Here is a 23,838-nt window from a genome sequence, read left to right on the forward strand (position 1 = left end):
CCCCGGCGTTCCCGCCGGGGCGACGGCTCGTCCCATGCCCGGAGTCGCTGTCAGTGGCGGATGACACGATCCACCCATGAGCAGCGAGGACTTCGACTGGCACGAGTTCCTGGGGCGTTGGCGGGACGAGTGGGTTCCGCGCGCCGACGCGGAGGACGAGGACGACGATGGCGAGCAGCCCGCTGCCTCCCCTGCCAGGCCGGGGGCGGACGAGTCGGCGATCGCGGCGGCCGAGAAGCGCCTGGGGCGGCGGCTGCCGCCCTCGTACCGGGCGTTCCTTGGCGTGTCCGACGGCTGGCACGTGGACCAGATGGCCGCGATCTACCAGCTCGGCGGCGTCGAGGACATCGACTGGTTCGGGGACCCGTTCGACATGACCCCGATGTACGAGCAGAGCCTCGGCGACGACTCGCGCGAGGAGGAGGTCCTGCTGGCCGGGATGTGGCGAAGGGCGCTGCGGCTGGAGACGGACTCCGACATGTCGTACGCCCTGCTCGACCCGGGCGACACCGACCGGGACGGCGAGTGGGCGCTCTACGTCTACAAGGGCTGGAGCGGGGAGTTCCCCGACCGGTACGTGTCATTCCGGGCGTACATGGAAGCCATGTACCGCGACTTCCACTCCGACCGGGTGGAGAGGCCCGACTTCGTGAACGGGACCACGCGCGCCCAGGACGCCCGTGTGGAGGAGGCCCACCGGCTGGCCCTGCGGGGCCGGTACGAGGAGGCGCTGCCGCTGCTCGAAGAGGCGCAGTCCTTCGGGCGGCCGGGGAGCCGCGTGCTGCTGACCCAGCTCCGGCATCTGCTGGCTCCGCGCGGCGCCCAGAGCTACGGCTTCCTGGCCGCCGATCCGTGCTACCTGCCCGAGATCCTGCCTCTGGAGGCAATGTCGTCGGCCGGTGGCACATGGCGGTCGGACGGGGACGACCACTGGCTGGGGATGATGGCCGCGCGCGGGGTGCCCCGGGAGACCGCCGAGACGGTGCTGGGGGCGATGCGGGACGGCACCCACCGGTACGCACCTCCCGGCCCATGGGGCCTCGCCGTCGCCGAGGCGCGTGAGTCGGCGCGCTGGGGCGCGACCGACGCGGCGTGGCGGGTGCTGCGGGACGCTCTCCCGCTCTGGGAGGCCCCCGGACCCTCGCTGATCGCCCCGGTCGGGCTGCTCGCCGACCCGGTGCTCGGTCCGCTGGTGACGCCCGAGCGCGGGCGGGAGATCCTCGCGACACCGCGGGCCGGTGAGACGGGGCCCGTTCCCGAGCCGACTCCCGATCTCGACCCGCCCGGTCTCGCGTGGCTGGCCGAGCCCGCGGCGAACCGGCGCCCGTTCGACGGATACCGCTGCGTCTGGGTCGAGGGGACGGACCCCGCTGCCCTGCCCGACCTGATCGGCGAGGAGGGCGCCGAACCGAGCCCGCCCACGGACCTCTACGAAGCGTCCCGGCGAGCGCTCAGGCCGCATGAGCGGGAGGGCGTGGAGCTGTGGGAGGACCGGGCCGTGGTCGCGGTGGGCCGCACCTCCGAGGGCTGGGCCTTCGCCTTCGACGGCCACTCCCACGCGCGCATCAGCGGGCTGTTCCGGTCACCTGCTCCGGTCGCCTCCTCGACCGGCCGGGCGGTGACGGTGTGGCGTGAGCAGAGCTCGCCGGGCGACCACTCGGCCGCGTTCCACCTGTCCGTGGCCGAACAGGGCGAGGAGCTGTACGCGTACACCGTGCGGGGCAAGGAGGTCCAGCGCTCCGGCGCGATACCCGAAGCCTTGGATCCCACGAATCTCTTCGGCCCGGAGGACTCCGAGGAGGAAGGCGAGCTGCGCGTGCTGGAGGCCCTGCACACCGAACTCGGGCTCTCCCTCCCCCGCTTGGCGCTGACCCAGGGCCGGCTTCCCACTTTCACCACCAGGTCCTGGACCCGCGCCCCGCAGCCGGGCGAGGGGTACGGCTACGTGACCCTCGGGCGGCACCGCCCCTGACCGCGTGTCAGTCGAGGAGGCCCCCGGCCGCGGCAGCCACGAAGGCGGTGAACGCGGCGGGGGTCGCCAGGAAGGCGGACCCTTCGGGGTCCTTGGAGTCCCGGACGGCGACGTGGGCGGTGAGATCGGCGACCTCGACGCACTCGCCGCCGTTGGAGCCGCTGTGAGAGGACTTGCGCCAGGCGGCGGGGCCGAGGGGGGCGCATTCGATGCAGTCGCCGCCGGTGTCACCGCTGTACGAGGACCTACGCCAATTCGCGCCCGTCAGGTTCTGGTTGGTCGCCATAGCACTCCTCCATTACACGGGCGATCAATGCGGCCGAGTCCTCCACGGAAAGGGCCGACGCCTGAACGTGATCGTAACGGAGCGAACCCTCCCTGATGGCTGCCGGATTGGCGGTCATATGGCCCTGGATGAAGTCCTCCGTGTACACGATGTCGGGGTCGTCCTCGAACCGCAGCAAGTTGAACGAGCCCATCAGTCCGGCGTGCGCCCCGGCCCCGTACGGCAGGATCTGGATCTTGACCCACTCGCGCTCCTGCATAGCCAACAAGTAGGCGAGTTGGTTTCGCATGACCTCGCATCCACCGACCTCCTGGCGCAGGACGGCCTCGCTCAGCACCACCCAGATCAACGGCGGGGTCTCCCGGTCCAGGATGCGCTGGCGCTCGATGCGAGCAGCGACCTTGGTGTCGAGGTCGTCCTCGGTGCGAGCACCCAGTACCGCCCGCGCGTACCCCTCCGTCTGCAGCAGGCCATAGACGAGCTGCGCCTGATACGTCGAGATGTACGTCGCCCGCGCCTCCATCTCCGCGTACGCCTGGAACCACGTCGGCAACTGGCTCTTCAGCACCAGCCCCACCAGCCGCGTGAACAACCCGCCCGTCATCAGCGCCGCGTCGAGCCGTTCCGAGAACTCCCGCGTGGGGACCTTCTTCGTCGTCTCGATCTGGCCGATCAGCGACGCCGTGCAGTAGACGATGTCGCCCAGCTGCTGCTGGCCGAGGCCCGCCTCCTCCCTCAGCCGGCGGAGTTCCGAGCCGTAGTAGTCGAGCGGTGAGGCGCTCGGATCGAGACTGCGGATGTTGGCCACGTCGAGATTCACCCCCAAGCCCACGCTTCGCTGCGTTCGTTTCGGTCCGTAGCCGAGCGTAACCAGACCGCCCCAACCTGGTGGCATGAATCAGGCAACCGACCTCTATCCGGCGGAACTTCGGAACAGCTACCGCATGGGCTTCACCGTCGGTGAGCACTCCGCCGGTCACATGCGCCGCATCCTGCGCATGTCCCTCGGCCGCTGGGGGCTCGACCACCTCGCCGACTCCGCCGGGCTCGCGCTCACGGAGCTGGTCGCCAATGTCGTACGGCACGTTCCCGGGCGGCGCTGCACGGTTCTGATCCTGCGGGAGCCGCACGGCCTGCGGGTGGAGGTCGCCGACACGCTCCCCGGACCGCCTCTCTACGCGAAGGCGGCCGAGCCGCTGGCGGAGGCCGGGCGGGGACTCATGCTCGTCGAGGCCGTGACCGACCGCTGGGGTGTGGAGCCGTCCGCCGACGGCAAGACGGTGTGGTTCGAGTGCGACTCACCCCTCACACCCCCTCAGTAAGGGCTACGCCTCTGGCATGTGACAAGGACATCAGCCCCCACCTCTACTGATCGACATGAGGTTAGGCTAACCTTCCCTCGAATTGCCCAGGCGCCGACTCCGGCACGTACCGAAAGCGACATCGCCATGCCCAGCAACGCCCGAGCCACCCACCTCACCCGTCGCGGTCTGCTGGCCGCGGGCGGCGCCCTCGGGCTCGGCGCCGCGCTCGCCGCCTGCGGCAACGAGACCAAGGGCGGCGCCTCCTCCGGCGCCGGCGAGAAGTCCGGCTCGTGGAAGTTCACGGACGACCGCGGCACCGCCGTCGAGACGAAGTCCACCCCGAAGAACATCGTCGCCTTCACCGGTATGGCCGCCGCGCTCAAGGACTTCGGCGTCGAGGTCAAGGGCGTCTTCGGCCCGACGTACGTCGAGGACCCGAAGACCAAGGAGAGGAAGCCGGACGTCCAGGCCGGTGACCTCGACATCGCCAAGGTCAAGGTCATCGGCAACGTCTGGGGCGAGTTCAAGATCGAGGAGTACCTCAAGCTCAACCCCGATGTCCTCATCACGGACATGTGGGAGAAGAACGACCTCTGGTACATCCCGGCGGAGCAGAAGGACAAGATCCTCAAGGTCGCCCCGAGCGTCGCCCTGTGGGCCGCCGACAAGTCCATGCCGACCGTCCTCCAGCGCCACGCCGACCTCGCCGCGTCGCTGGGCGCCGATGTGAAGACCAAGCAGATCCTGGACGACAAGGCCCGCTTCGAGGCCGCCGCCGAGCGCGTCCGTCAGGCCGCCAAGGGCAAGAAGGACATCAAGGTCCTGATCGGCTCCGGCTCCCCCGACGTCTTCTACGTCTCCACCCCGGTCCGGCCGACCGACACGCTCTACTTCCAGGAGCTGGGCGTCAACGTCATCGTCCCCGAGAAGCTGGACCCCAGCGGCTGGTTCGAGCTGCTGAGCTGGGAGAACGTCGACAAGTACAAGGCCGACATCATCCTGCTCGACAACCGCACCTCGGCCCTGCAGCCGGAGGCCCTGAAGGCCAAGCCCACCTGGGCCGCGCTGCCCGCCGTCAAGGCCGGCCAGGTCTTCCCGCGCGTGACCGAGCCCATCTACTCCTACGCCAAGTGCGCCCCGCTCCTGGAGGACCTGGCCAAGGCGCTGGAGAACGCGAAGAAGGTGGCCTGACCCCATGACGAGCGCCGAGACCGCCCCGTTCAAGTTCTTCAACCTCCAGGTCGACAGGACGAGGCGGCTCGGCCCGTCCCTGGTCCGGGTCACCTTCACGGGAGAGGACCTCACGTCCTTCGCCGCCGGCGGACGCGATCAGTCCCTCTCCCTCTTCCTGCCGCACCCCGGCCAGGAGGCCCCCGTCCTGCCGCCGCTGGACAACCCCGACATGTACGCGATCCTCGGCGCCTGGCGCGCGATGCCGGACGACGAGCGGGCCGTGATGCGCTCGTACACCGTCCGGGAGCAGCGCACGGAGCCGCGGAACGAGGTCGACATCGACTTCGCGCTGCACGAGGACGGCGGCCCCGCCTGCCGCTGGGCGCAGCGCGCCGAGCCGGGTGACCGGGTGGTCGTTCTCGGTCCCGCGATTCCGGCCAACACCGCCGTCCGCTTCCAACTGCCGGACGACGCCGACTCCGTACTCATCTGGGCGGACGAGACGGCCCTGCCGGCCGCCGCGGCGATCCTGGAGTGGCTGCCGGCCGAGACCCGCGCCCACGTCTATCTCGAAGTCCCCTACTCCGGCGACCGCCTGGAGCTGGCGACGCAGGCCGACGCCACCGTCACATGGCTGATTCGCGAGGAGGGCGCACCCTCCGGTGTGGACGCGGTGCGCGCCGCCGAGCTGCCGGGCCGGGCGCCGTACGTCTGGATCGCGGGCGAGTCCGGTGCGGTGAAGGAGCTGCGCCGTCACTTCGTGCGGGAGCGTGAACTGGACCGCCGACGTGTGACGTTCGTCGGCTACTGGCGCAAGGGACTGTCCGAGGACGCCCTGCGCGAGGTGCCGGACGAGACGCAGGACGACGCGTAGCGGCACGGCGGGGCGGCGCGTGGCCGCCGCCCAGATCGTTCACCGAATGACCCCCCACCCGTTGCGGGTGGGGGGTCATTTTGCGCCAAACTTAGGTTAGGCTAACCTCACTTCATACTGATCGAGTCCCCGTCCCCGGGAGGGCCCCGCACATGCGCTCGCACCTGCTCAATGACGCCACGGCGGAGAGCTACCGGCTCTCCGTCACCGAAGGAGTCGAGCGGGTGGCGGCCAAACTCGCCACGACGCGTCGCCCGTTCACCGGCGTGACCCCCGCCGAGCTGGCTCCCACCGTCGACGCCGTCGACCTCGACAAGCCGCTCGGCGACTCTTCCGCCGCTCTGGACGAGCTGGAGAGCGTCTACCTCCGCGACGCCGTGTACTTCCACCACCCGCGCTACCTGGGCCACCTCAACTGCCCGGTCGTGATCCCCGCCGTCCTCGGCGAGGCCGTCCTCTCGGCGGTCAACTCCTCGCTCGACACCTGGGACCAGAGCGCGGGCGGCACCCTCATCGAGCGCAAGCTCATCGACTGGACCTGCGGCCGCATCGGCCTCGGCCCGGCCGCCGACGGCGTGTTCACCAGCGGTGGTACGCAGTCCAACCTCCAGGCGCTCCTGCTCGCCCGCGAGGAGGCCAAGACGAAGGACCTGGCGAAACTCCGGATCTTCTCCTCCGAGTGCAGCCACTTCAGCGTCCAGAAGTCGGCCACCCTCCTCGGCCTCGGCGCCGACGCCGTCATCTCCATCCCGGTCGACCGCAACAAGCGGATGCAGTCCGTCGTCCTCGCCGCCGAGCTGGAGGCCTGCCGCGCCGAGGGGCTGACCCCGATGGCGATCGTCGCCACCGCCGGCACCACCGACTTCGGCTCCATCGACCCGCTGCCCGAGATCGCCGCCCTGGCGGACGAGTACGGCGCCTGGATGCACGTCGACGCCGCCTACGGCTGCGGACTCCTGGCCTCGCGCGACCGCCGCCACCTCCTGGACGGCATCGAGCACGCCGACTCCGTCACCGTCGACTACCACAAGTCCTTCTTCCAGCCGGTGAGTTCCTCCGCCGTCCTGGTCAGGGACGGGGCGACGCTGCGCCACGCCACGTACCACGCGGACTACCTGAACCCGCTCCCCCAAGCTCTCGGCTCCGCTCGAGCAGGGGGGACCCCCACCACGATCGCGGAGCAGATCCCGAACCAGGTCGACAAGTCCCTCCAGACCACCCGCCGCTTCGACGCGCTCAAGCTGTGGATGACCCTGCGCGTGATGGGCGCCGACGGTGTCGGAGAGCTCTTCGACGAGGTCTGCGACCTGGCCGCGGCCGGCTTCGAGCTGCTCGCCGCCGACCCGCGCTACGACGTGGTCGTCCAGCCGCAGCTGTCCACCCTCGTCTACCGCTACATCCCCGAGGCCGTCACCTCGCCCGCGGACATCGACCGCGCCAACCTCTACGCGCGCAAGGCGCTCTTCGCCTCCGGCGAGGCCGTCGTCGCCGGGACCAAGGTCGACGGCCGCCAGTACCTGAAATTCACCCTGCTCAACCCCGAGACGACTCTGGCGGACATCGCCGCCGTCCTCGATCTGATAGCCGGCCACGCCGAGCAGTACCTGGGAGAGACCCTTGTCCACGCCTGATATCCCCGCCACGTACGACTTCATCGGCATCGGGCTCGGTCCGTTCAACCTCGGCCTCGCCTGCCTGACCGAGCCCATCGACGAGTTGAACGGCCTCTTCCTGGAGTCCAAGCCGGACTTCGAGTGGCACTCGGGGATGTTCCTCGAAGGCGCCCACCTCCAGACCCCGTTCATGTCGGACCTGGTCACGCTCGCCGACCCGACCTCCCCGTACTCCTTCCTCAGCTATCTGAAGGAGAAGGGACGGCTCTACTCCTTCTACATCCGCGAGAACTTCTACCCGCTGCGCACCGAGTACAACGACTACTGCCGCTGGGCCGCCGCGAAGCTCTCCTCCATCCGCTTCTCCACCACCGTCGCCTCCGTCTCGTACGACGAGGCCGGCGAGGAGTACGTGGTGACGACCGAGGCCGGAGAGGCCTTCCGGGCCCGCCGGATCGTGCTCGGCACCGGCACCCCGCCGTACGTCCCCGACTCCTGCCAGGGCCTCGGCGGCGACCTGATCCACAACTCGCGCTACCTCCAGAACAAGGAGGAGCTGCAGAAGAAGAAGTCGATCACCCTGGTCGGCAGCGGCCAGAGCGCGGCGGAGATCTACTACGACCTCCTGTCCGAGATCGACGTCCACGGCTACCGGCTCAACTGGGTGACGCGCTCGCCGCGCTTCTTCCCGCTGGAGTACACCAAGCTCACGCTGGAGATGACCTCGCCGGAGTACGTGGACTACTTCCACGCGCTGCCCGAGCAGACCCGGTACCGCCTGGAGACCCAGCAGAAGAACCTGTTCAAGGGCATCGACGGCGAGCTGATCGACGCGATCTTCGACCTGCTCTACCAGAAGAACCTGGCCGGTCCGGTCCCCACGCGCCTGCTCACCAACTCGGCGCTGCACTCCGCCGCGTACGACGACACCAGCGGCACGTACACGCTCGGCTTCCATCAGGAGGAGCAGGAGAAGGACTTCACCGTCGAGACCGAGGGCCTGATCCTCGCGACCGGCTACAAGTACGCCGTCCCCGCCTTCCTCGAGCCGGTCAAGGACCGCCTCAAGTGGGACGGACAGGGCCGCTTCGACGTGGCCCGCAACTACTCGATCGACACGACGGGGCGCGGCGTCTTCCTGCAGAACGCCGCCGTGCACACGCACTCCATCACCTCGCCCGACCTGGGCATGGGGGCGTACCGCAACGCGTACATCATCGGCGCCATGCTGGGCTCCGACTACTACCCCGTCGAGAAGACCATCGCTTTCCAGGAGTTCGCGGTATGACCGTTCGCATACGTCCCTACGATCCTCTCCGGGACGCCGAGCTGATCCACCCGTGGGTCACTCACCCCAAAGCCGCCTTCTGGATGATGCAGGACGCGAAGCTCGAGGACGTCGAGCGCGAGTACATGGCGATCGCCGCGCACCCGCACCACGACGCCTTCATCGGCCTCGTGGACGAGAAGCCCGTCTTCCTCATGGAGCGGTACGACCCCCGGTACGTCGAACTGGTCGGCCTGTACGAGCCGCTCCCGGGCGACGTCGGGATGCACTTCCTCGTCGCGCCCACCGACACCCCCGTACGCGGCTTCACCCGGACGGTCATCACCGCCGTGATGGCCGAGCTCTTCGCCGACCCGGCGACCGCGCGGGTCGTCGTCGAGCCCGACGTCCGCAACACCGCCGTCCACGCGCTCAACGAGGCCGTCGGCTTCGTGCCGGAACGGGAGATCCGGAAGCCGGAGAAGCAGGCCCTGCTGAGCTTCTGCACCCGCGCGCAGTTCGAGACCGCCGTGGGAGTCGCCGCGTGAACCCCGTCGCCCACCTCACCCCGGCGCGCTGGGCGGACGCCAACCGCGCGCTGATCCGCAAGGGCCTCGCCGAGTTCGCCCACGAGCGTCTCCTCAACCCGCAGGAGCTGGGGGAGAGCCGCTACAAGGTCCTCGGCGACGACGGCACGACCGAGTACCGCTTCACCGCCGACCGCTTCGCGCTCGACCACTGGCACGTCCACCCGGAGTCCATCAGCCGCCACCGCGGCGAGGAGCGCCTCCCCCTCGACGCCCTGATGTTCATCACCGAGCTGCGCGGCTCGCTGGGCCTGAGCGACGAGATCCTGCCGGTCTACCTGGAGGAGATCTCCTCCACCCTGGCCGGTACGGCGTTCAAGTCGACCAAGCCGCAGGTCACCGCCGCCGAGCTGGCGCGCGCGGACTTCCAGGCGATCGAGACCGGGATGACCGAGGGTCACCCCTGCTTCGTCGCCAACAACGGCCGGCTCGGCTTCGGTGTGGACGAGTACCGCGCGTACGCCCCCGAGGCCGCCGGCGAGATCCACCTGATCTGGCTGGCCGCCCGCCGCGACCGCGCCACCTTCACGGCCGGCGTGGGCATCGACTACGACGCCTTCATCCGCGCCGAGCTGGGCGACAAGACCGTCGACGGGTTCGCCGAGATCCTCGCCGAGCGCGGCCTGGACCTGGCGGACTACCTGCTGATGCCGGCCCACCCGTGGCAGTGGTGGAACAAGCTGTCGGTCACCTTCGCCGCCGAGGTCGCCCAGGAGCGTCTGGTCTATCTGGGCGAGGGCGACGACGGCTATCTGGCCCAGCAGTCCATCCGTACCTTCTTCAACTCCTCCGACCCGGCCAAGCACTACGTCAAGACGGCGCTGTCGGTCCTCAACATGGGCTTCATGCGCGGGCTCTCGGCCGCGTACATGGAGGCGACCCCGGCGATCAACGACTGGCTGGCGGGGCTGATCGAGGCCGACTCCGTCCTCCAGGCGGCCCGGTTCTCGATCATCCGCGAGCGGGCGGCCGTCGGCTACCGGCACCTGGAGTACGAGGCCGCCACCGACCGCTACTCGCCGTACCGCAAGATGCTCGCCGCGCTCTGGCGCGAGTCGCCGGTGGCCTCGCTGGCCCCGGGCGAGCGGCTCGCGACGATGGCCTCGCTGCTCCACGTCGACCACGCGGGCGCGTCGTTCGCCGGAGCCCTCATCAAGGACTCGGGCCTCGCGCCGACGGAGTGGCTGCGTGGCTACCTGGACGCGTACCTGCTGCCGGTGCTGCACAGCTTCTACGCCTACGACCTGGTCTACATGCCGCACGGCGAGAACGTGATCCTGGCCCTCGACGAGCGCGGCGCGGTCTCCCGCGCGATCTTCAAGGACATCGCCGAGGAGATCTGCGTGATGGACCCGGCCGCGGTCCTGCCGCCGGCGGTGGAGCGGGTCCGCGCCGAGGTCCCCGAGGACATGAAGCTGCTGTCGATCTTCACGGACGTCTTCGACTGCTTCTTCCGCTTCCTCGCGTCGACGCTGGCGGCGGAGGGCGTGCTCGACGAGGACGCGTTCTGGCGGACGGTCGCGGAGTGCGTGCGCGGCTACCAGGAGTCGAAGCCGGAGCTGGCGGAGAAGTTCGCGCAGTACGACATGTTCGCGGAGACCTTCGCGCTCTCCGCCCTCAACCGCCTCCAGCTGCGCAACAACAAGCAGATGGTGGACCTGGCGGACCCGTCGGCGGCGCTCCAGCTCGTCGGCGACCTGGTGAACCCGATCGCGCGGTTCACCCGTTGAGACCGGCGCGGGCCCGGCGGAGTACGGTCCTCCGCCGGGCCCGCGCTTCGTACTACTCGGCCGCGGTCCAGGGAACCTGCGGCGAGCGGTAGTAGTCGATGCCGAGCGCCTCGAACCGCGGACCCTGCTCCGCGAGCCGCGCCTTGTACTGCTCCCAGTCGTGCGTCGCCGCCGGGGACCAGCCCAGCTCCGCCACGCCCGGCAGGCGCGGGAAGGCCATCTGGTCGACGTGGGCGTTCGTGGAGATGGTCTCCGTCCACAGCGGTGCCTCGACGCCCTTCACGGCCGACTCAGGCGCGCCCGGCAGATAGGCCGCCGGGTTCCAGTCGTAGGACCGCTGCACCTCGACGTAGCCGGCCCAGGCGAGACCCAGCTTGGTGTCCTTCGTGTACTTCATGTCGAGGTAGACCCGGTCGGCGGGCGAGAGGATCAGCCCGGTGCCGTTCCGCGCCGCCGCCGCGACCTGCTCCTTCTCCGCGGCGCTGGTGCGGTCGAGGCCCCAGTACTGCGCGAGCGCGCCCTCGGCCGGCGTGGCGCCGGTCAGCTGGTGCCAGCCGATCACGGTCTTGCCGTACTTGGCGACGACCGGCTGGACCTTGTCCATGAAGGCGACGTAGTCCGCGTGGGGCGTGGAGTGCGCCTCGTCGCCGCCGATGTGGAGGTACTTCCCCGGGGTCAGCGCGGCGAGCTCGCGGATCACGTCGTCCACGAAGTCGTACGTGACCTCCTTCGGCACGCACAGGGAGCTGAAGCCCACGTTGGTGCCCGTGTAGAGCGGCGGGGCGACGCCGTTGCAGTTCAGCTCGGCGTACGAGGCGAGTGCGGCGTTGGTGTGTCCGGGCACGTCGATCTCGGGGACGACCTCCTGATGGCGGGAGGCGGCGTAGCGGACGATCTCCTTGTAGTCGTCCTTGGTGTAGTAGCCGCCGGGGCCGCCGCCGACCTGGGTGGAGCCGCCGTGGGTGGCGAGCCGGGGCCAGGAGTCGATGGCGATGCGCCAGCCCTGGTCGTCGGAGAGATGCAGATGCAGCTTGTTGATCTTGTAGAGGGCGAGCTGGTCGATGTAGCGCTTGACCTGCTCGACCGTGAAGAAGTGGCGGGAGACGTCGAGCATCGCCCCCCGGTAGGCGTAGCGCGGGGTGTCGGTGATGGTGCCGCCCGCGACCTGCCAGGGGCCGGGCTGCACCGTGCGCTTCTCGACGGCCGCCGGGAGCTGCTGGCGCAGGGTCTGGACACCCCGGAAAAGACCCGTGGGGCGGTGGGCCGTGAGGGTGATGCCGCCGCGTGTCGACTGCAGCCGGTAGCCCTCGTCGCCGAGCGCGGCGTCCCGGGTGAGGCGGAGCCGGATGCCGCCGGCCGCCGCGTACTCGTCGACGACGGGCAGCGCGTGGCCGGTCGAGGGGCGGAGGACCCCGGCGAGGTAGTCGGCGACGGCACGGGACTCCCGGGAGTCCTCGTCGACGCGGATACGGGTGGCGGCGTCGACCGTGTACGGCTGCCCGCCGGGCGTCACGGAGGCGGGGGCCGGGACGACCCGGCCGAGCGGACGGAGCGCGGGTTCGGCGGCGGAATGGGCGCTGGGGGCGGCTCCGACGCAGGAGATGCCGGCCGCCGCAAGGAGCAGCAGGGCGCCGAGCACACGGGGAAGCGTTCTGCGCTGTCTCACAGACATGGTCCCTTTCGATGGACTTCGCGGCTGTGGATATGCGTATCCGAACAGTCACCATGCGTACCGTGGACCACTTGCGCGGTCAAGGTGTAGACCAATTTGGCCGTCCAGGGCGGTGATCATGGAAGCGTCTGCCCGATTTCGGGCAGGATTCTTGCGAAGTCGCCCGGGTACCCCTCAGTATTCACGGGTGCTCGAACGCCGCCCGTCGCATGACGACCTCATCGACCACCTGGTGCGCAGCACCGCGCTGCAGCGCGGTGAGGCCGCCCGGGTGGTTCTCGACGTGCTGGCGTACTTCGACGAGTCGACCGAGGACTTCGTCCGCCGTCGCCACCGCGAACTGCAGTCCGGTGGCGCCGTGAACGCCGAGATCTTCGAGCGCATCGCGGCCGAGTTGCCGCACCGCGCCGTGGCGCCGCCGGAGCTCTCGCTCCGGCAACTGCGCCGCATCGTCTACGGCTGAGCACGCCCACTACCTTGGAGGGGTTACACCTTTATGTGCGGAATTGTCGGTTACATCGGAAAGCGCGACGTGGCCCCGCTGCTGCTGGAAGGTCTGCAGCGGCTGGAGTACCGGGGGTACGACTCCGCCGGCATCGTGATCACCAGCCCGAAGGCCTCCGGCCTGAAGATGGTGAAGGCCAAGGGCCGGGTCCGTGACCTCGAGGCCCGCGTCCCCAAGCGCTTCACCGGCACCACCGGCATCGCCCACACCCGCTGGGCCACCCACGGCGCGCCGAGCGACATCAACTCGCACCCGCACCTGGACCCCGAGAACAAGGTCGCGGTCGTCCACAACGGCATCGTCGACAACGCGCAGGAGCTGCGCGCCAAGCTCGAGGCGGACGGCGTCGTCTTCGCCTCCGAGACCGACACCGAGGTCATCACCCACCTGATCGCCCGCTCCCAGGCCACCAGCCTGGAGGAGAAGGTCCGCGAGGCGCTCAAGGTCATCGAGGGCACCTACGGCATCGCCGTCATGCACGCCGACTTCAACGACCGCATCGTGGTGGCCCGCAACGGCTCCCCGGTCGTCCTCGGCATCGGCGAGAAGGAGATGTTCGTCGCCTCCGACGTCGCCGCCCTGATCGCCCACACCCGCCAGGTCGTCACCCTCGACGACGGCGAGATGGCCACCCTGAAGGCCGACGACTTCCGTACGTACACGACCTCGGGCGCCTCGACGACGGCCACCCCGGAGACCGTGGAGTGGGAGGCCGCCTCCTACGACATGGGCGGCCACGACACGTACATGCACAAGGAGATCTCCGAGCAGCCCGACGCGGTCGACCGCGTGCTGCGCGGCCGGATCGACGACCGCTTCTCCACGGTCCACCTGGGCGGCCTGAACCTCGACGCCCGCGAGGCCCGCTCCATCCGCCGCATCAAGATCCTCGGCTGCGGCACCTCGTACCACGCCGGCCTCATCGGCGCCGGGCTCATCGAGTCCATGGCCCGTATCCCCGCCGACGCCGAGCCGGCCTCGGAGTTCCGCTACCGCAACCCGGTCGTGGACCCCGACACCCTCTACATCGCCGTCTCGCAGTCCGGTGAGACGTACGACGTGCTGGCCGCCGTCCAGGAGCTGAAGCGCAAGGGCGCCCGGGTCATCGGCGTCGTCAACGTCGTCGGCTCGGCCATCGCCCGCGAGGCCGACGGCGGCGTGTACGTGCACGCCGGCCCCGAGGTCTGCGTCGTCTCCACCAAGTGCTTCACCAACACGGTCACCGCCTTCGCGCTCATCGCTCTCCACCTCGGCCGCATCCGCGACCTCTCGGTGACCGACGGCAAGCGGATCATCGAGGGCCTGCGCAAGCTGCCCGGGCAGATCAGCGAGATCCTCGAGACCGAGGACGAGATCAAGAAGATCGCCGCGGAGTACGCGGGCGCCCAGTCGATGATGTTCATCGGCCGCGTGCGGGGCTACCCGGTCGCCCTGGAGGCCTCCCTGAAGCTCAAGGAGATCTCCTACATCCACGCCGAGGCCTACCCGGCCTCCGAGCTGAAGCACGGCCCGCTCGCCCTGATCGAGCCGGCCCTGCCGACGGTCGCGATCGTCCCCGACGACGACCTGCTGGAGAAGAACCGCGCCGCCCTGGAGGAGATCAAGGCCCGCAGCGGCCGCATCCTCGCGGTCGCGCACCAGCCGCAGGCGAAGGCCGACCACACCATCGTCGTCCCGAAGAACGAGGACGAGCTGGACCCGATCCTGATGGGCATCCCGCTCCAGCTCCTCGCGTACCACACGGCGCTCGCCATGGGCCGCGACATCGACAAGCCGCGCAACCTGGCCAAGTCCGTCACGGTCGAGTAGCAGCATCCGGGCCTGTCCCCCGGAGACTCGACCACGGCCGGGAAAGCCCGTCCGCCCGCATTCCGGACCTGTCCCCGGAGGGCCGGACGCCCGGCCGGACACACAGCGGTCCCTGTGCACGCCACCTGTGCACAGGGACCGCTTTCATGCGCGCGGGCCCCACGGCCCCGCCCCGGGGCCCGCGCGGGCCCGCGTCAGCCGGTGGCCGTCACACCCCGGCCCGCGGCGCTCTTCAGCGAGGTCGGCCAGTTGGCCACCGCCGCCGTCGCGCCGTACCAGGCCGCGAGACCGGCGACCGCGGCGACCCAGCCGCCCGCCTTGCCCAGCCCGCCGTTGTCGGCGAGTGCGCCGATGCCGAGCAGCAGCAGCGCGACGAACAGCAGCCCGTACACGCCCTGCCCGAACAGTCCGCTGCCCCCGGCCGCCACCGTCAGCGTGAGCGCGAGCAGCGCCCACAGCAGCAGGAAGAGACCTGTCGCCTCGGCCGAGGCGTCGCCGCCCACTCCGGTCCCCCAGGTGAACCAGAAGGCGCCGAGCGCCGAATAGGCCGTGCCCGTCCCGCCGTCGCCGGCGCGCAGGGCGAGCAGACCGACGAGGAAGAGCGCCACGCCGCCGACCCAGGTGGCGAGGGCTGCGGCGTCGGACGCCGCGACGTTGTCTATGACGCCCGTGCTGCCGATGCCGAAGGCCAGCAAGGTCAGTCCGAGCGCGAGGTGGCCGAGAGTGGAGGTGGTGTTTCCCGCGGCGACTTCGTTGTCCACGGCGGGCTCCCTTCAAGTGGGCAGTTGTGCTGCGTGAGCTGCTTGTTCCGGTGACCTTTAACTACCCTTCACAAGCGCACAAATCACCTGTCGGAGGCGAAAATTATCGCCGTAGCAAGGGAGTTGACGAAGTGTCGAGAAGATGAAGCCGTAGGGATCGAGCCGGCGCGGCCGGTCCGTACGGCTCAGGGAATGACGATCACGGGACGCTGCGCGCGCTTCGCGAGGCGTCCGGCCACCGAGCCGAAGATCCGGCCGACGATGCCGTGCGTGGAGCCGACCACGATCGCGTCGGCCGAGTACTCACGGCCGACCTCCTCCAACTCGTGGCAGATGTCGCCACCGCGCTCGACGAGGATCCAGGGGACCTCGGCGAGGTAGTCGGCGCAGGCGAGCTCGAGACCGAGCACCTCGGTGCGGTGGTCCGGTACGTCGACGAAGACCGGCGGCTCGCAGCCCGCCCAGACCGTGGTGGGCAGCCGGTTGGCGACGTGGACGATGATCAGGCCGGAGCCGGAGCGCTTGGCCATGCCGATGGCGTACGCGAGGGCCCGCTCGCTGGAGGTCGAGCCGTCGAAGCCGACGACCACTCCGTGCCGGAAGGCGGGATCACAGGAATGACGTGGCTGTTCCACCGCGAGGGGGTCGACCGTGGAGTCGGCGACGCGCTTGCGGTCCGCGGGTTCGGGGAATTCGTGACCGGCCATCGGTGTCTCGGCGAAGAAGTCCTGTTGGGAGGGGACGATGGAGAACGTCGTACGAACAACGGTTGGCGGCGGAGCTGTGTCCGGGAATCATCTTCCCAAGCCCATACCCCCAAGGGTACGGCGACACTCCTCTCCTGCCCAGAGCCGTCGCGACCACACACAGCGATCGCACGGCGTCCCAGGGAGCATGCACGAGCCCCTCCCGATATGGCAATGCCGGTTGTGTCCTACAGGCGTCCGTACGGGGCACGAACGGCCGCCACTCGCAGTGACCGGAACGTTCCGCTCCTCGTTGCCACAGGTCCAGTCACCGTCGCAGGGAGTCCCGCCCGTGCCCGCACCACCGGCCGCCGCCACCTCCACCGCCACGCCCTCCCCCGTCCCGCCCCCATCGCCGGCGCCCGGCCGACGCCGCCTCCCGGAGCCCTCGGGGAGGAGTGGGAGCGCGGGAGGCGCCGGGAGCACACGGAGCGCGGCGGGGGGCGCGGGGAGCGCGGCCGGGGAGTCGGCGGAGGACGTCGTCCGCTGGGCGGTCTTCTGCTGCGTCCTGGTCCCGGTCGTCCTCGTCGGCTACGGCACCTCACTGGGCGGGGCGGCCGGGACGGCGCTCGGGCTGGCCGCGGTGACGGCGGCCTGCCGGGTCCTGCTGCGCCGCGCGGAGCGGGGTCTGCGCGCCGAGGCCGCGCGGCCTCGATCACGGCGCTCCCAGGGCGGCCGGAACGCCCGTCGGAGCTGACGAACCCCCCGTAGAGCTGACAGGTTCGTACACCCACACCCGTATGTTTTCAGCCAACTTCCAGTTGCGGGCGAGTCCTTGGTGGAATGCCCCCTCAACCCCCTGGCCACCAGGCATGAAAGCCCCGCCGGTGGCGCGCACACCCTACGGGGACGGGCCATGCGCGCAAGACGCACTTCCCTGCGCGGCCCACGAGTGGAACGCTTCGTGATCGAATGCTTCGCGCCAAGTTGCCTTGTCGACAATGTGCCGGATGGAGAACTTGTCACGCCGGCGCCACGGAACACAGTAGATTCGATCATGGGTATCGAAGACTGGGGTCTCGTGCAAAACCGAGGGGAAACGTGCAGGAGCGACAGGACCAGGGAGACGCGAACACCGAGGGGGGCTTAGCGTCATGAGCCAGGACTCCGCCGTACCGGAGGCCGCACGGAAGCTTTCCGGGCGCCGCCGTCGCGAAGTCGTCGCGGTGCTGCTGTTCAGCGGCGGCCCCATCTTCGAGAGCTCCATCCCGCTCTCCGTGTTCGGAATCGACCGGCAGGACGCCGGAGTGCCGCGCTACCGGCTGCTGGTGTGCGCCGGCGAGGAAGGCCCGCTGCGGACCACAGGGGGCCTCGAACTGACCGCGCCGTACGGCCTGGAAGCGATCAGCCGCGCCGGCACCGTCGTCGTACCGGCCTGGCGGTCGATCACCTCGCCGCCACCGCCGGAGGCGCTCGAAGCGCTGCGCCGGGCACACGAAGAGGGCGCGCGGATCGTCGGGCTGTGCACCGGCGCGTTCGTGCTCGCCGCGGCCGGACTGCTCGACGGCCGCCCGGCCACCACGCACTGGATGTACGCGCCGACGCTCGCCAAGCGCTATCCGTCGGTCCACGTGGATCCGCGGGAGCTCTTCGTCGACGACGGGGACGTACTGACATCGGCCGGCACCGCGGCCGGAATCGACCTGTGTCTGCACATCGTGCGGACCGACCACGGCACGGAGGCCGCGGGCGCCCTGGCGCGCCGCCTGGTCGTCCCGCCGCGGCGCAGCGGCGGCCAGGAGCGCTACCTCGACAGGTCTTTACCAGAGGAGATCGGCGCCGACCCGCTCGCGGAGGTCGTCGCCTGGGCCCTGGAGCACCTCCACGAGCAGTTCGACGTGGAGACCCTGGCGGCCCGTGCGTACATGTCACGGCGGACGTTCGACCGCAGGTTCCGCTCGCTCACCGGCAGCGCTCCCCTGCAGTGGCTGATCACCCAGCGGGTGCTGCAGGCCCAGCGCCTGCTCGAGACCTCCGACTACTCGGTCGACGAGGTCGCGGGCCGCTGCGGCTTCCGCTCCCCGGTGGCGCTGCGCGGCCACTTCCGCCGCCAGCTCGGCTCCTCGCCGGCCGCGTACCGCGCGGCCTACCGGGCCCGGCGCCCCCAGGCCGAGACGGCGACCACCGTGCTCGACCCGATGGTGCCCTCGCAGGTGTCGCCGGTCACCCGGCGTCCCGGCGGGCCGCTGGAGCCGGGCAAGCCGCAGCCCGACCTGTACGCGGCGGGCCGCCCGGCCCTGCCGGGCCAGCGCAGCGCCCCGTAGAGGGCGAAGCGCGCACGCGAACCGACGGGCGCCCCGGGGACACCTCCCCGCGGCGCCCGTCGTCGTAGGACGCGGCAGGCGGAGGGTGCGCGGCGCAGCAGGGATGCCGCGGCGCAAGCAGGGCCCGATCCCCTGGGCACCCCCTAAGGTAGGACGCATGAACGATCGCATGGTGTGGATCGACTGCGAGATGACCGGGCTCTCGTTGACGGACGACGCACTCATCGAGGTGGCCGCACTGGTCACCGACTCGGAACTGAACGTGCTCGGCGAAGGGGTGGACATCGTGATCCGCCCGCCGGACACGGCGCTGGAGACCATGCCCGAGATCGTGCGCCAGATGCACACGTCCTCCGGCCTCCTCGACGCCCTGCCCGGTGGCACCACCCTCGCCGACGCGGAGGCGCAGGTCCTCGCCTACGTACGCGAGCACGTCAAGGAGCCGGGCAAGGCGCCCCTGTGCGGGAACTCGGTCTCCACCGACCGCGGCTTCCTGTCGCGCGACATGCCTGCGCTGGAGAACCACCTGCACTACCGGATCGTCGATGTCTCCTCGGTCAAGGAGCTGGCCCGCCGCTGGTACCCGAGGGCGTACTTCAACAGTCCGGAGAAGAGCGGCAACCACCGCGCGCTGGCCGACATCCGCGAGTCCATCGCCGAGCTGCGCTACTACCGCGAGGCGATCTTCGTCCCGCAGCCCGGACCGGACTCGGACACGGCGAAGCAGATCGCCGCACGCCACGTCGTGCCCGGCGAGTGAGTCCCCGCACCACGTAGCCCCTGCTCGCGCCCCGACATCCCCTGACGTGGCCCTGACGCCACCCCGGCGGAATGCGGGCGCGAGCACCCGCTCGGACCCTGTAGACTTCTTCTCGGCCGGTCGGGGAGACCTTCGGGAAAACCGCCGGTCGTGGTGGGTATAGCTCAGCTGGTAGAGCACCTGGTTGTGGTCCAGGATGTCGCGGGTTCGAGTCCCGTTACTCACCCTGAAGGTCGAGGCCCCGGTTCATGCGAACCGGGGCCTCGGTCGTTCCCGGGCAACCGATCCCCGCGCGGCGCCGACTGTGAGGTGCGCGACGCCTCCCTTCCGGGCGACTCCGACACCCTCCGGCGCCCTCCGGTGACATCCTCGGCGACCGGCGCGAGGAGCCGATGTGACGCACCGCACAGCGACCCCTCGTCACGCGGACCTGGTGGCGCGGGCCGACGTCCGGGAGGACCTGCCCCGGGTGGGCGTGCCGACACTGGTCATATCGTCGACCGAGGACCGGCTGGTGGCGCCCGCGCTGCATCGGGCCGTCGCGGCCGGCATCCCCGGCGCGCGGCTCGCCGAACTGGCCACGGGCCACGCTCCCTTCGCCGAGAACCCGGCGGTGTGGGGGAAGCTGATCACCGAGTTCCTGAGCGAGGTGGAGCGGGCCTGATCCGGGCGGGAGCGCAAGGGAGCGCGCTCCGGCCGGGGGTGGGGGTGGCCCGGCCGGAGCGCGCGGTGTGGGGGGGCTCAGTGGCTCACTTGTAGGCGGCGAACGCCTTCGTGAAGGCCAGCGGCTGCTGGAGGATCGAGGAGCAGGTGGCGTCCGCGTGGTTGACCGCGCCGGCCGCGCACTGCTTGTCGCGGGTCGAGGACCACATCGACAGCCAGCCGATGCCCTTGGACTTCGCGAAGTCCACCAGCTGGGTGGCGTCGTCGACCTTGAAGATCTCGGTGGTGACGTCGTTGACACCGATCATCGGGGTGACGGCGACGGCCTTCCAGGCGGCCGCGTCGCTCAGCCCGAGGACACCCTTGATCTGGGCCTGGGTCGCGGTCGCGGCCTGGATCGCGTACTGGCCCATGTCCCCGCTGTAGGCCGGTCCGTAGTCCATCGCCATGATGTTGACCGCGTCGACGCGGACGCCGTTCCTCTTGGCGTCGGCGAGGAGGTCCACGCCGGGCTGGGTCAGGCCCTCGGGCATGACCGGCAGGGTGAAGGAGACGTTCAGGCCGGGGTGGGACTTCTGGAGCTGGGCGATCGCCTGCGAACGGCGGGTGTTCGCCGCGGTGTCCGGCAGGGCCGCGCCCTCGATGTCGAAGTCGACCTTGGTGAGCTTGTACTGGTCGACGACCTTGCCGTAGGCCGCCGCGAGATCGGCGGAGCTGGAGCAATTGAGGGCCAGTTCGTGGCCGGCGGCGCCGCCGAAGGAGACGCGGACGTCTCCGCCCTTGGCCCGCAGGGCGCCTATCTGGGAGGCCACCTTGTCGTTTGCGAGGTCGGTGACTCCGCCCCACAGCGGGGCACAGGAGCCGCCGGAGGTGATGAAGGCGAGGTTGAACTCCTTCACACCGGTGGCGTCGGCGGTCGCGAGCATGTCGTACGACGGGTAGAGGGAGGTGTCGATGTAGGGCGCGTACTTCGCGACGGCGCCCGGGGTGCCGGTGGAGGTCGCCGTCGGGGTGGGCGTCGGGGCCGTCGTGGCGGTCTGGCTCGGCGTGGGCGTCGCGGTGGCGGTGGGGGTGGCCGAGGAGGTCGGGGCCACGGTGGCCGTGGGCTGCTCGGTGGGCCGGCCGCTGGGCGTCGGGGTGGCTCCGCCGACGGAGCAGGTGGCCTTGTTGATCAGGCAGTTGGCGGGGTCTCCGGCCTCGCCGGAGGCCGAGGTCACGAAGCCGACGGTGACGGACTGGCCGGGGGCGAGCTCCTTGTTCCAGCTCGCGGGCTTCACGGTGACGTGCTGCCCCGAGACGGTGTGCTCACCGTTCCACAGGGAGCCGATCGTCGTCCCGGCCGGCAGGTCGAACTCCAGCGTCCAGCCCCCCGACTGGACGCTGGAGGTCTGGTTGGTCACGACGTACTGGCCGGTGTAGCCGCCGGTCCAGGTGCTGGTCCTGGTGTACGCGGCGCCGACGGCCGCGGCCTGGGCGGTGCCCGTGAGCGCGAACGCGGCGCCCCCGATCACCGCCGACGCGACGACCGCGCCGATGACCTTGGTCCTGCCGCTCGCCCTGCGCCGGTGCGAACTGGTGCCCATCGCGTGCCTGCCTCTGTGTGCCGGGAGTGGGGGTGGGGTGCGGGCAGCACGCTAGCGAGCGGGAAACGGACAAATACGTACGAGGAGGCTCGGGTTGAGGATTCTTAGGCTCCGCTTAAGGAAGCCATCGGAACGACGAAAGGTTCAGACGTCCCCGGCCCGCCGGGAGCCCTGGCCGCCCCGCTTGCGGCGGCCCACCCGGTTGGCACGGCGGCCGGCCTCACTGCCGGAGCGACGGCCGTCCAGGCCGATCCAGATGCGGACCTCGGTGCCGCCGAGCACCGAATGCCCGATGCGGACGTCACCGCCCGTGGACTCGGCCATCTGGCGCACGATGTCGAGGCCGAGGCCGGTGGAGCCGGCGCGATGGCCGCTGTTGCCCCGGGTCAGTGCGGCGGCCGGGTCGGCGATGCCGGGGCCTGCGTCGGAGACCAGGACGATGACCGCGTCGTCGCCGTTGTGGACGTCGACGGAGAAGGCCGTCCCCTCGGAGGTGTGGCGGAAGACGTTGCCGAGCAGCGCGTCGAGCGCGGCGACGAGTTCGGGCCGGGCGACCGGGATCCGCACCGGGCGGTCGATGCCCGCCACCCGCACCTTGCGACCCTCGTCCTCGGCGAGCGCGGACCAGAAGTCCATCCGCTCCCGGACGACCTCGGAGGCGTCGCAGCCCGCGCCCGGGCCGGTGGCCTGGGTCTGCGGCTTGGCCTCCCGCGCCGTGCGGATGATCGTGTCCACCTCGCGCTCCAGCTGCTCCACCGCGGCCCGGGTCTGCTCGGCCGCCGGACCGGAGCCGAGCGAGGCCGTGTTGAGCCGCAGCACGGTCAGCGGGGTACGGAGCCGGTGGGAGAGGTCCGCGGCCAGCTCGCGCTCGTTGGCGAGGAGCTGGACGACCTGGTCGGCCATCGAGTTGAAGGCGATCGCCGCCGACTTGAGCTCGGGCGGGCCCTCTTCGGGGACGCGCGCGCCGAGCCTGCCCTCGCCCAGGTCGTGGGCGGCGCCGGCGAGCCGCTGGGCGGGCCGGACCATCCGGACGCCGAGCCGGTCCGCGACGGCGACGGAGCCGATGATCAGGGCGATGCCGACGCCGGCCAGGACCAGCCAGGCGGTGGCGACCCCGTTGGTGACCTCGCCCTCGGGGACGAAGAGTTCGACGACGGCGACCTGTCCGGAGCTGAGCGCCGTGGGCTGGAGGAGGACGGAGCCGCCCTCGACCTCGGCGATGGTGGCCCGCCCCAGTTGCCGGGTGGTCCGCAGATCGTTCTCGTCGGCCCGGCGGGTGCCGATCTCCAGGGCCTTCCCGCCCGCCTCGTCGGCGGCGGGGACATGGACGGCCATCCGCCCGGCGGCCCCGTCCTCGGTGGTGGCGACCGCCCGGTCGAGCTCCTCGCGGTCGGTGGTGATCGCGAGCACGGGCGCCAGTCCGGCGGCGCGCCGCTCGGCGTTGGAGAAGGCCCGGTCGCTCGCCATCTCCTTGACGACGAGGCCGAGCGGTACGGCGAAGGCGACGACGACCATGGCGGTGACGGCCAGTGAGACCTTGACGAGAGCCCATCTCACGGCTGCGGCTCCCGAGGCGGCTCCAGCTTCACGCCCACCCCGCGCAGGGTGTGCAGATAGCGGGGACGGGCGGCTGTTTCACCCAACTTCCGCCGTAGCCATGACAAATGTACGTCGATGGTCTGATCGTCCCCGTAGGACTGCTGCCAGACCTCGGCCAGCAGCTCCTTGCGCGGCACGACCACCCCCGGCCGGCCCGCGAGGAAGGCCAGCAGGTCGAACTCGCGGCGGGTCAGGTCGAGACCGGTCCCGTCGAGCTCCGCCTGCCGTCGCAGGGGGTCGATCGACAGACCGCCGACCTGGATCACCCGCGACGGCGGCGCCTCGCCCGCCGCGGCCCGCGAGCGGCGCAGCACGGCGGCCATCCGCGCCGACAGGTGTTCCACGGAGAAGGGCTTGGTGAGGTAGTCGTCCGCACCGTCGTTGAGGAGCCGGACGATCTCCGTCTCGTCGTCCCGCGCGGTCGCGATGATCACGGGTACGTCGGTGATGCCGCGCAGCATCTTCAGCGCCTCGGACCCGTCCAGATCGGGCAGTCCGAGGTCCAGGATGACCACGTCGAAACGGAAATGGGCGACCTCGCGCAGCGCCTCGAGGGCCGTGCCGACGCTCCGTACGGTGTGGGAGGCCTCGGTCAGATGCCGGATGAGGGCCGAGCGCACGAACTGGTCGTCCTCGACCACGAGCACACTTGCCATGGGCCGCACCGTAC

At 70.6% G+C, this 23,838-nt stretch carries 22 protein-coding genes and 1 tRNA gene; 15 read left to right on the forward strand and 8 right to left on the reverse strand.

What is annotated here, in order from left to right; translation table 11 throughout:
* The first annotated feature begins 76 nt into the window (after positions 1-76).
* Positions 77-1,972 carry an SMI1/KNR4 family protein gene (locus tag ACFQ7Q_RS04970; protein ID WP_383550030.1) on the forward strand — a complete coding sequence of 632 codons (1,896 nt, stop codon included), beginning with the start codon at positions 77-79 and terminating at the stop codon, positions 1,970-1,972.
* 7 nt (positions 1,973-1,979) lie between these two features.
* Here the strand turns inward: ACFQ7Q_RS04970 and ACFQ7Q_RS04975 are convergent, their stop codons facing one another.
* Positions 1,980-2,258, reverse strand: coding sequence for a DUF397 domain-containing protein (locus ACFQ7Q_RS04975; protein WP_383550033.1), 279 nt, complete (start codon positions 2,256-2,258; stop codon positions 1,980-1,982).
* Positions 2,218-3,066, reverse strand: coding sequence for a Scr1 family TA system antitoxin-like transcriptional regulator (locus ACFQ7Q_RS04980; protein ID WP_383550375.1), 849 nt, complete (start codon positions 3,064-3,066; stop codon positions 2,218-2,220). The genes ACFQ7Q_RS04975 and ACFQ7Q_RS04980 overlap by 41 nt, the downstream gene beginning before the upstream one ends.
* 85 nt (positions 3,067-3,151) lie before the next feature.
* Here ACFQ7Q_RS04980 and ACFQ7Q_RS04985 point away from each other — a divergent pair, with 85 nt between their 5' ends.
* The 7 genes from ACFQ7Q_RS04985 (at position 3,152) to ACFQ7Q_RS05015 (ending at position 10,806) form a co-directional block, all read left to right on the forward strand.
* Positions 3,152-3,580 carry an ATP-binding protein gene (locus ACFQ7Q_RS04985; RefSeq protein ID WP_383550037.1) on the forward strand — a complete coding sequence of 143 codons (429 nt, stop codon included), beginning with the start codon at positions 3,152-3,154 and terminating at the stop codon, positions 3,578-3,580.
* 126 nt (positions 3,581-3,706) lie between these two features.
* Positions 3,707-4,753, forward strand: coding sequence for an ABC transporter substrate-binding protein (locus tag ACFQ7Q_RS04990; RefSeq protein WP_383550040.1), 1,047 nt, complete (start codon positions 3,707-3,709; stop codon positions 4,751-4,753).
* A gap of 4 nt (positions 4,754-4,757) precedes the next feature.
* Positions 4,758-5,609 (forward strand): siderophore-interacting protein, encoded by an 852-nt coding sequence (locus tag ACFQ7Q_RS04995; RefSeq protein ID WP_383550043.1) that lies wholly within the window; start codon positions 4,758-4,760, stop codon positions 5,607-5,609.
* Positions 5,610-5,761: 152 nt separating this feature from the next.
* Complete coding sequence (locus tag ACFQ7Q_RS05000) at positions 5,762-7,240, forward strand: pyridoxal phosphate-dependent decarboxylase family protein (RefSeq protein WP_383550046.1); 1,479 nt, start codon at positions 5,762-5,764, stop codon at positions 7,238-7,240.
* Positions 7,227-8,510 (forward strand): lysine N(6)-hydroxylase/L-ornithine N(5)-oxygenase family protein, encoded by a 1,284-nt coding sequence (locus ACFQ7Q_RS05005; RefSeq protein ID WP_383550049.1) that lies wholly within the window; start codon positions 7,227-7,229, stop codon positions 8,508-8,510. The genes ACFQ7Q_RS05000 and ACFQ7Q_RS05005 overlap by 14 nt, the downstream gene beginning before the upstream one ends.
* The gene (locus tag ACFQ7Q_RS05010) at positions 8,507-9,037 is read left to right on the forward strand and encodes a GNAT family N-acetyltransferase (RefSeq protein WP_383550052.1); all 531 of its coding nucleotides are present in this window, start codon (positions 8,507-8,509) and stop codon (positions 9,035-9,037) included. The genes ACFQ7Q_RS05005 and ACFQ7Q_RS05010 overlap by 4 nt, the downstream gene beginning before the upstream one ends.
* Positions 9,034-10,806, forward strand: coding sequence for an IucA/IucC family protein (locus tag ACFQ7Q_RS05015; RefSeq protein WP_383550055.1), 1,773 nt, complete (start codon positions 9,034-9,036; stop codon positions 10,804-10,806). Before ACFQ7Q_RS05010 ends, ACFQ7Q_RS05015 begins: the two co-directional genes overlap by 4 nt.
* Before the next feature lie 52 nt (positions 10,807-10,858).
* Here the strand turns inward: ACFQ7Q_RS05015 and ACFQ7Q_RS05020 are convergent, their stop codons facing one another.
* Complete coding sequence (locus ACFQ7Q_RS05020; protein WP_383550058.1) at positions 10,859-12,478, reverse strand: beta-N-acetylhexosaminidase; 1,620 nt, start codon at positions 12,476-12,478, stop codon at positions 10,859-10,861.
* Between the two features lie 187 nt (positions 12,479-12,665).
* Between ACFQ7Q_RS05020 and ACFQ7Q_RS05025 the strand changes: the two genes are divergently transcribed.
* The gene (locus ACFQ7Q_RS05025; RefSeq protein WP_041662420.1) at positions 12,666-12,941 is read left to right on the forward strand and encodes a hypothetical protein; all 276 of its coding nucleotides are present in this window, start codon (positions 12,666-12,668) and stop codon (positions 12,939-12,941) included.
* Positions 12,942-12,974: 33 nt separating this feature from the next.
* Entirely contained in the window at positions 12,975-14,792 is a 1,818-nt protein-coding gene (glmS, locus tag ACFQ7Q_RS05030) for a glutamine--fructose-6-phosphate transaminase (isomerizing) (RefSeq protein WP_383550061.1), read from the forward strand.
* Between the two features lie 194 nt (positions 14,793-14,986).
* On the opposite strand, the gene ACFQ7Q_RS05035 is transcribed toward glmS, so the two are convergent.
* Positions 14,987-15,553 carry a GPR1/FUN34/YaaH family transporter gene (locus tag ACFQ7Q_RS05035; protein ID WP_383550063.1) on the reverse strand — a complete coding sequence of 189 codons (567 nt, stop codon included), beginning with the start codon at positions 15,551-15,553 and terminating at the stop codon, positions 14,987-14,989.
* A 185-nt stretch (positions 15,554-15,738) separates the two neighbouring features.
* Positions 15,739-16,260 (reverse strand): universal stress protein, encoded by a 522-nt coding sequence (locus tag ACFQ7Q_RS05040; protein ID WP_329120266.1) that lies wholly within the window; start codon positions 16,258-16,260, stop codon positions 15,739-15,741.
* 331 nt (positions 16,261-16,591) lie between these two features.
* Between ACFQ7Q_RS05040 and ACFQ7Q_RS05045 the strand changes: the two genes are divergently transcribed.
* The 5 genes from ACFQ7Q_RS05045 to ACFQ7Q_RS05065 all read left to right on the forward strand — a co-directional run bounded on the left by ACFQ7Q_RS05045 (position 16,592) and on the right by ACFQ7Q_RS05065 (position 19,987).
* Complete coding sequence (locus tag ACFQ7Q_RS05045; protein WP_383550067.1) at positions 16,592-16,996, forward strand: hypothetical protein; 405 nt, start codon at positions 16,592-16,594, stop codon at positions 16,994-16,996.
* 397 nt (positions 16,997-17,393) lie between these two features.
* A complete protein-coding gene (locus tag ACFQ7Q_RS05050) occupies positions 17,394-18,563 on the forward strand; it encodes a helix-turn-helix domain-containing protein (RefSeq protein ID WP_383550070.1) in 1,170 nt (389 codons plus the stop codon).
* Between the two features lie 157 nt (positions 18,564-18,720).
* Entirely contained in the window at positions 18,721-19,323 is a 603-nt protein-coding gene (gene orn / locus ACFQ7Q_RS05055) for an oligoribonuclease (RefSeq protein ID WP_383550073.1), read from the forward strand.
* A gap of 153 nt (positions 19,324-19,476) precedes the next feature.
* Positions 19,477-19,549 (forward strand) — tRNA-His (locus ACFQ7Q_RS05060).
* A 168-nt stretch (positions 19,550-19,717) separates the two neighbouring features.
* Complete coding sequence (locus ACFQ7Q_RS05065; RefSeq protein ID WP_383550076.1) at positions 19,718-19,987, forward strand: alpha/beta fold hydrolase; 270 nt, start codon at positions 19,718-19,720, stop codon at positions 19,985-19,987.
* 85 nt (positions 19,988-20,072) lie between these two features.
* Here the strand turns inward: ACFQ7Q_RS05065 and ACFQ7Q_RS05070 are convergent, their stop codons facing one another.
* The 3 genes from ACFQ7Q_RS05070 to ACFQ7Q_RS05080 all read right to left on the reverse strand — a co-directional run bounded on the left by ACFQ7Q_RS05070 (position 20,073) and on the right by ACFQ7Q_RS05080 (position 23,824).
* The gene (locus ACFQ7Q_RS05070) at positions 20,073-21,569 is read right to left on the reverse strand and encodes a cellulose binding domain-containing protein (protein ID WP_383550079.1); all 1,497 of its coding nucleotides are present in this window, start codon (positions 21,567-21,569) and stop codon (positions 20,073-20,075) included.
* 144 nt (positions 21,570-21,713) lie between these two features.
* Positions 21,714-23,126: a sensor histidine kinase gene (locus ACFQ7Q_RS05075; RefSeq protein ID WP_383550082.1), complete on the reverse strand. Its 1,413-nt coding sequence runs from the start codon at positions 23,124-23,126 to the stop codon at positions 21,714-21,716.
* A complete protein-coding gene (locus ACFQ7Q_RS05080; protein WP_329120252.1) occupies positions 23,123-23,824 on the reverse strand; it encodes a response regulator transcription factor in 702 nt (233 codons plus the stop codon). Before ACFQ7Q_RS05080 ends, ACFQ7Q_RS05075 begins: the two co-directional genes overlap by 4 nt.
* Positions 23,825-23,838 lie beyond the last annotated feature (14 nt).

The organism is Streptomyces sp. NPDC056527 (assembly GCF_042794475.1).
GTDB lineage: Bacteria > Actinomycetota > Actinomycetes > Streptomycetales > Streptomycetaceae > Streptomyces.

Excerpts from the sequence above, each read along its gene's own strand:
- glmS (WP_383550061.1), top strand. The coding sequence starts at position 12,975 with ATGTGCGGAATTGTCGGTTACATCGGAAAGCGCGACGTGGCCCCGCTG.
- ACFQ7Q_RS04970 (WP_383550030.1), top strand. The coding sequence starts at position 77 with ATGAGCAGCGAGGACTTCGACTGGCACGAGTTCCTGGGGCGTTGGCGG.
- ACFQ7Q_RS04985 (WP_383550037.1), top strand. The coding sequence starts at position 3,152 with ATGAATCAGGCAACCGACCTCTATCCGGCGGAACTTCGGAACAGCTAC.
- ACFQ7Q_RS04975 (WP_383550033.1), bottom strand. The coding sequence starts at position 2,258 with ATGGCGACCAACCAGAACCTGACGGGCGCGAATTGGCGTAGGTCCTCG.
- ACFQ7Q_RS05040 (WP_329120266.1), bottom strand. The coding sequence starts at position 16,260 with ATGGCCGGTCACGAATTCCCCGAACCCGCGGACCGCAAGCGCGTCGCC.
- ACFQ7Q_RS05000 (WP_383550046.1), top strand. The coding sequence starts at position 5,762 with ATGCGCTCGCACCTGCTCAATGACGCCACGGCGGAGAGCTACCGGCTC.
- ACFQ7Q_RS05070 (WP_383550079.1), bottom strand. The coding sequence starts at position 21,569 with ATGGGCACCAGTTCGCACCGGCGCAGGGCGAGCGGCAGGACCAAGGTC.
- ACFQ7Q_RS05010 (WP_383550052.1), top strand. The coding sequence starts at position 8,507 with ATGACCGTTCGCATACGTCCCTACGATCCTCTCCGGGACGCCGAGCTG.
- ACFQ7Q_RS05020 (WP_383550058.1), bottom strand. The coding sequence starts at position 12,478 with ATGTCTGTGAGACAGCGCAGAACGCTTCCCCGTGTGCTCGGCGCCCTG.
- ACFQ7Q_RS05050 (WP_383550070.1), top strand. The coding sequence starts at position 17,394 with ATGAGCCAGGACTCCGCCGTACCGGAGGCCGCACGGAAGCTTTCCGGG.
- orn (WP_383550073.1), top strand. The coding sequence starts at position 18,721 with ATGAACGATCGCATGGTGTGGATCGACTGCGAGATGACCGGGCTCTCG.
- ACFQ7Q_RS04990 (WP_383550040.1), top strand. The coding sequence starts at position 3,707 with ATGCCCAGCAACGCCCGAGCCACCCACCTCACCCGTCGCGGTCTGCTG.
- ACFQ7Q_RS04995 (WP_383550043.1), top strand. The coding sequence starts at position 4,758 with ATGACGAGCGCCGAGACCGCCCCGTTCAAGTTCTTCAACCTCCAGGTC.
- ACFQ7Q_RS05080 (WP_329120252.1), bottom strand. The coding sequence starts at position 23,824 with ATGGCAAGTGTGCTCGTGGTCGAGGACGACCAGTTCGTGCGCTCGGCC.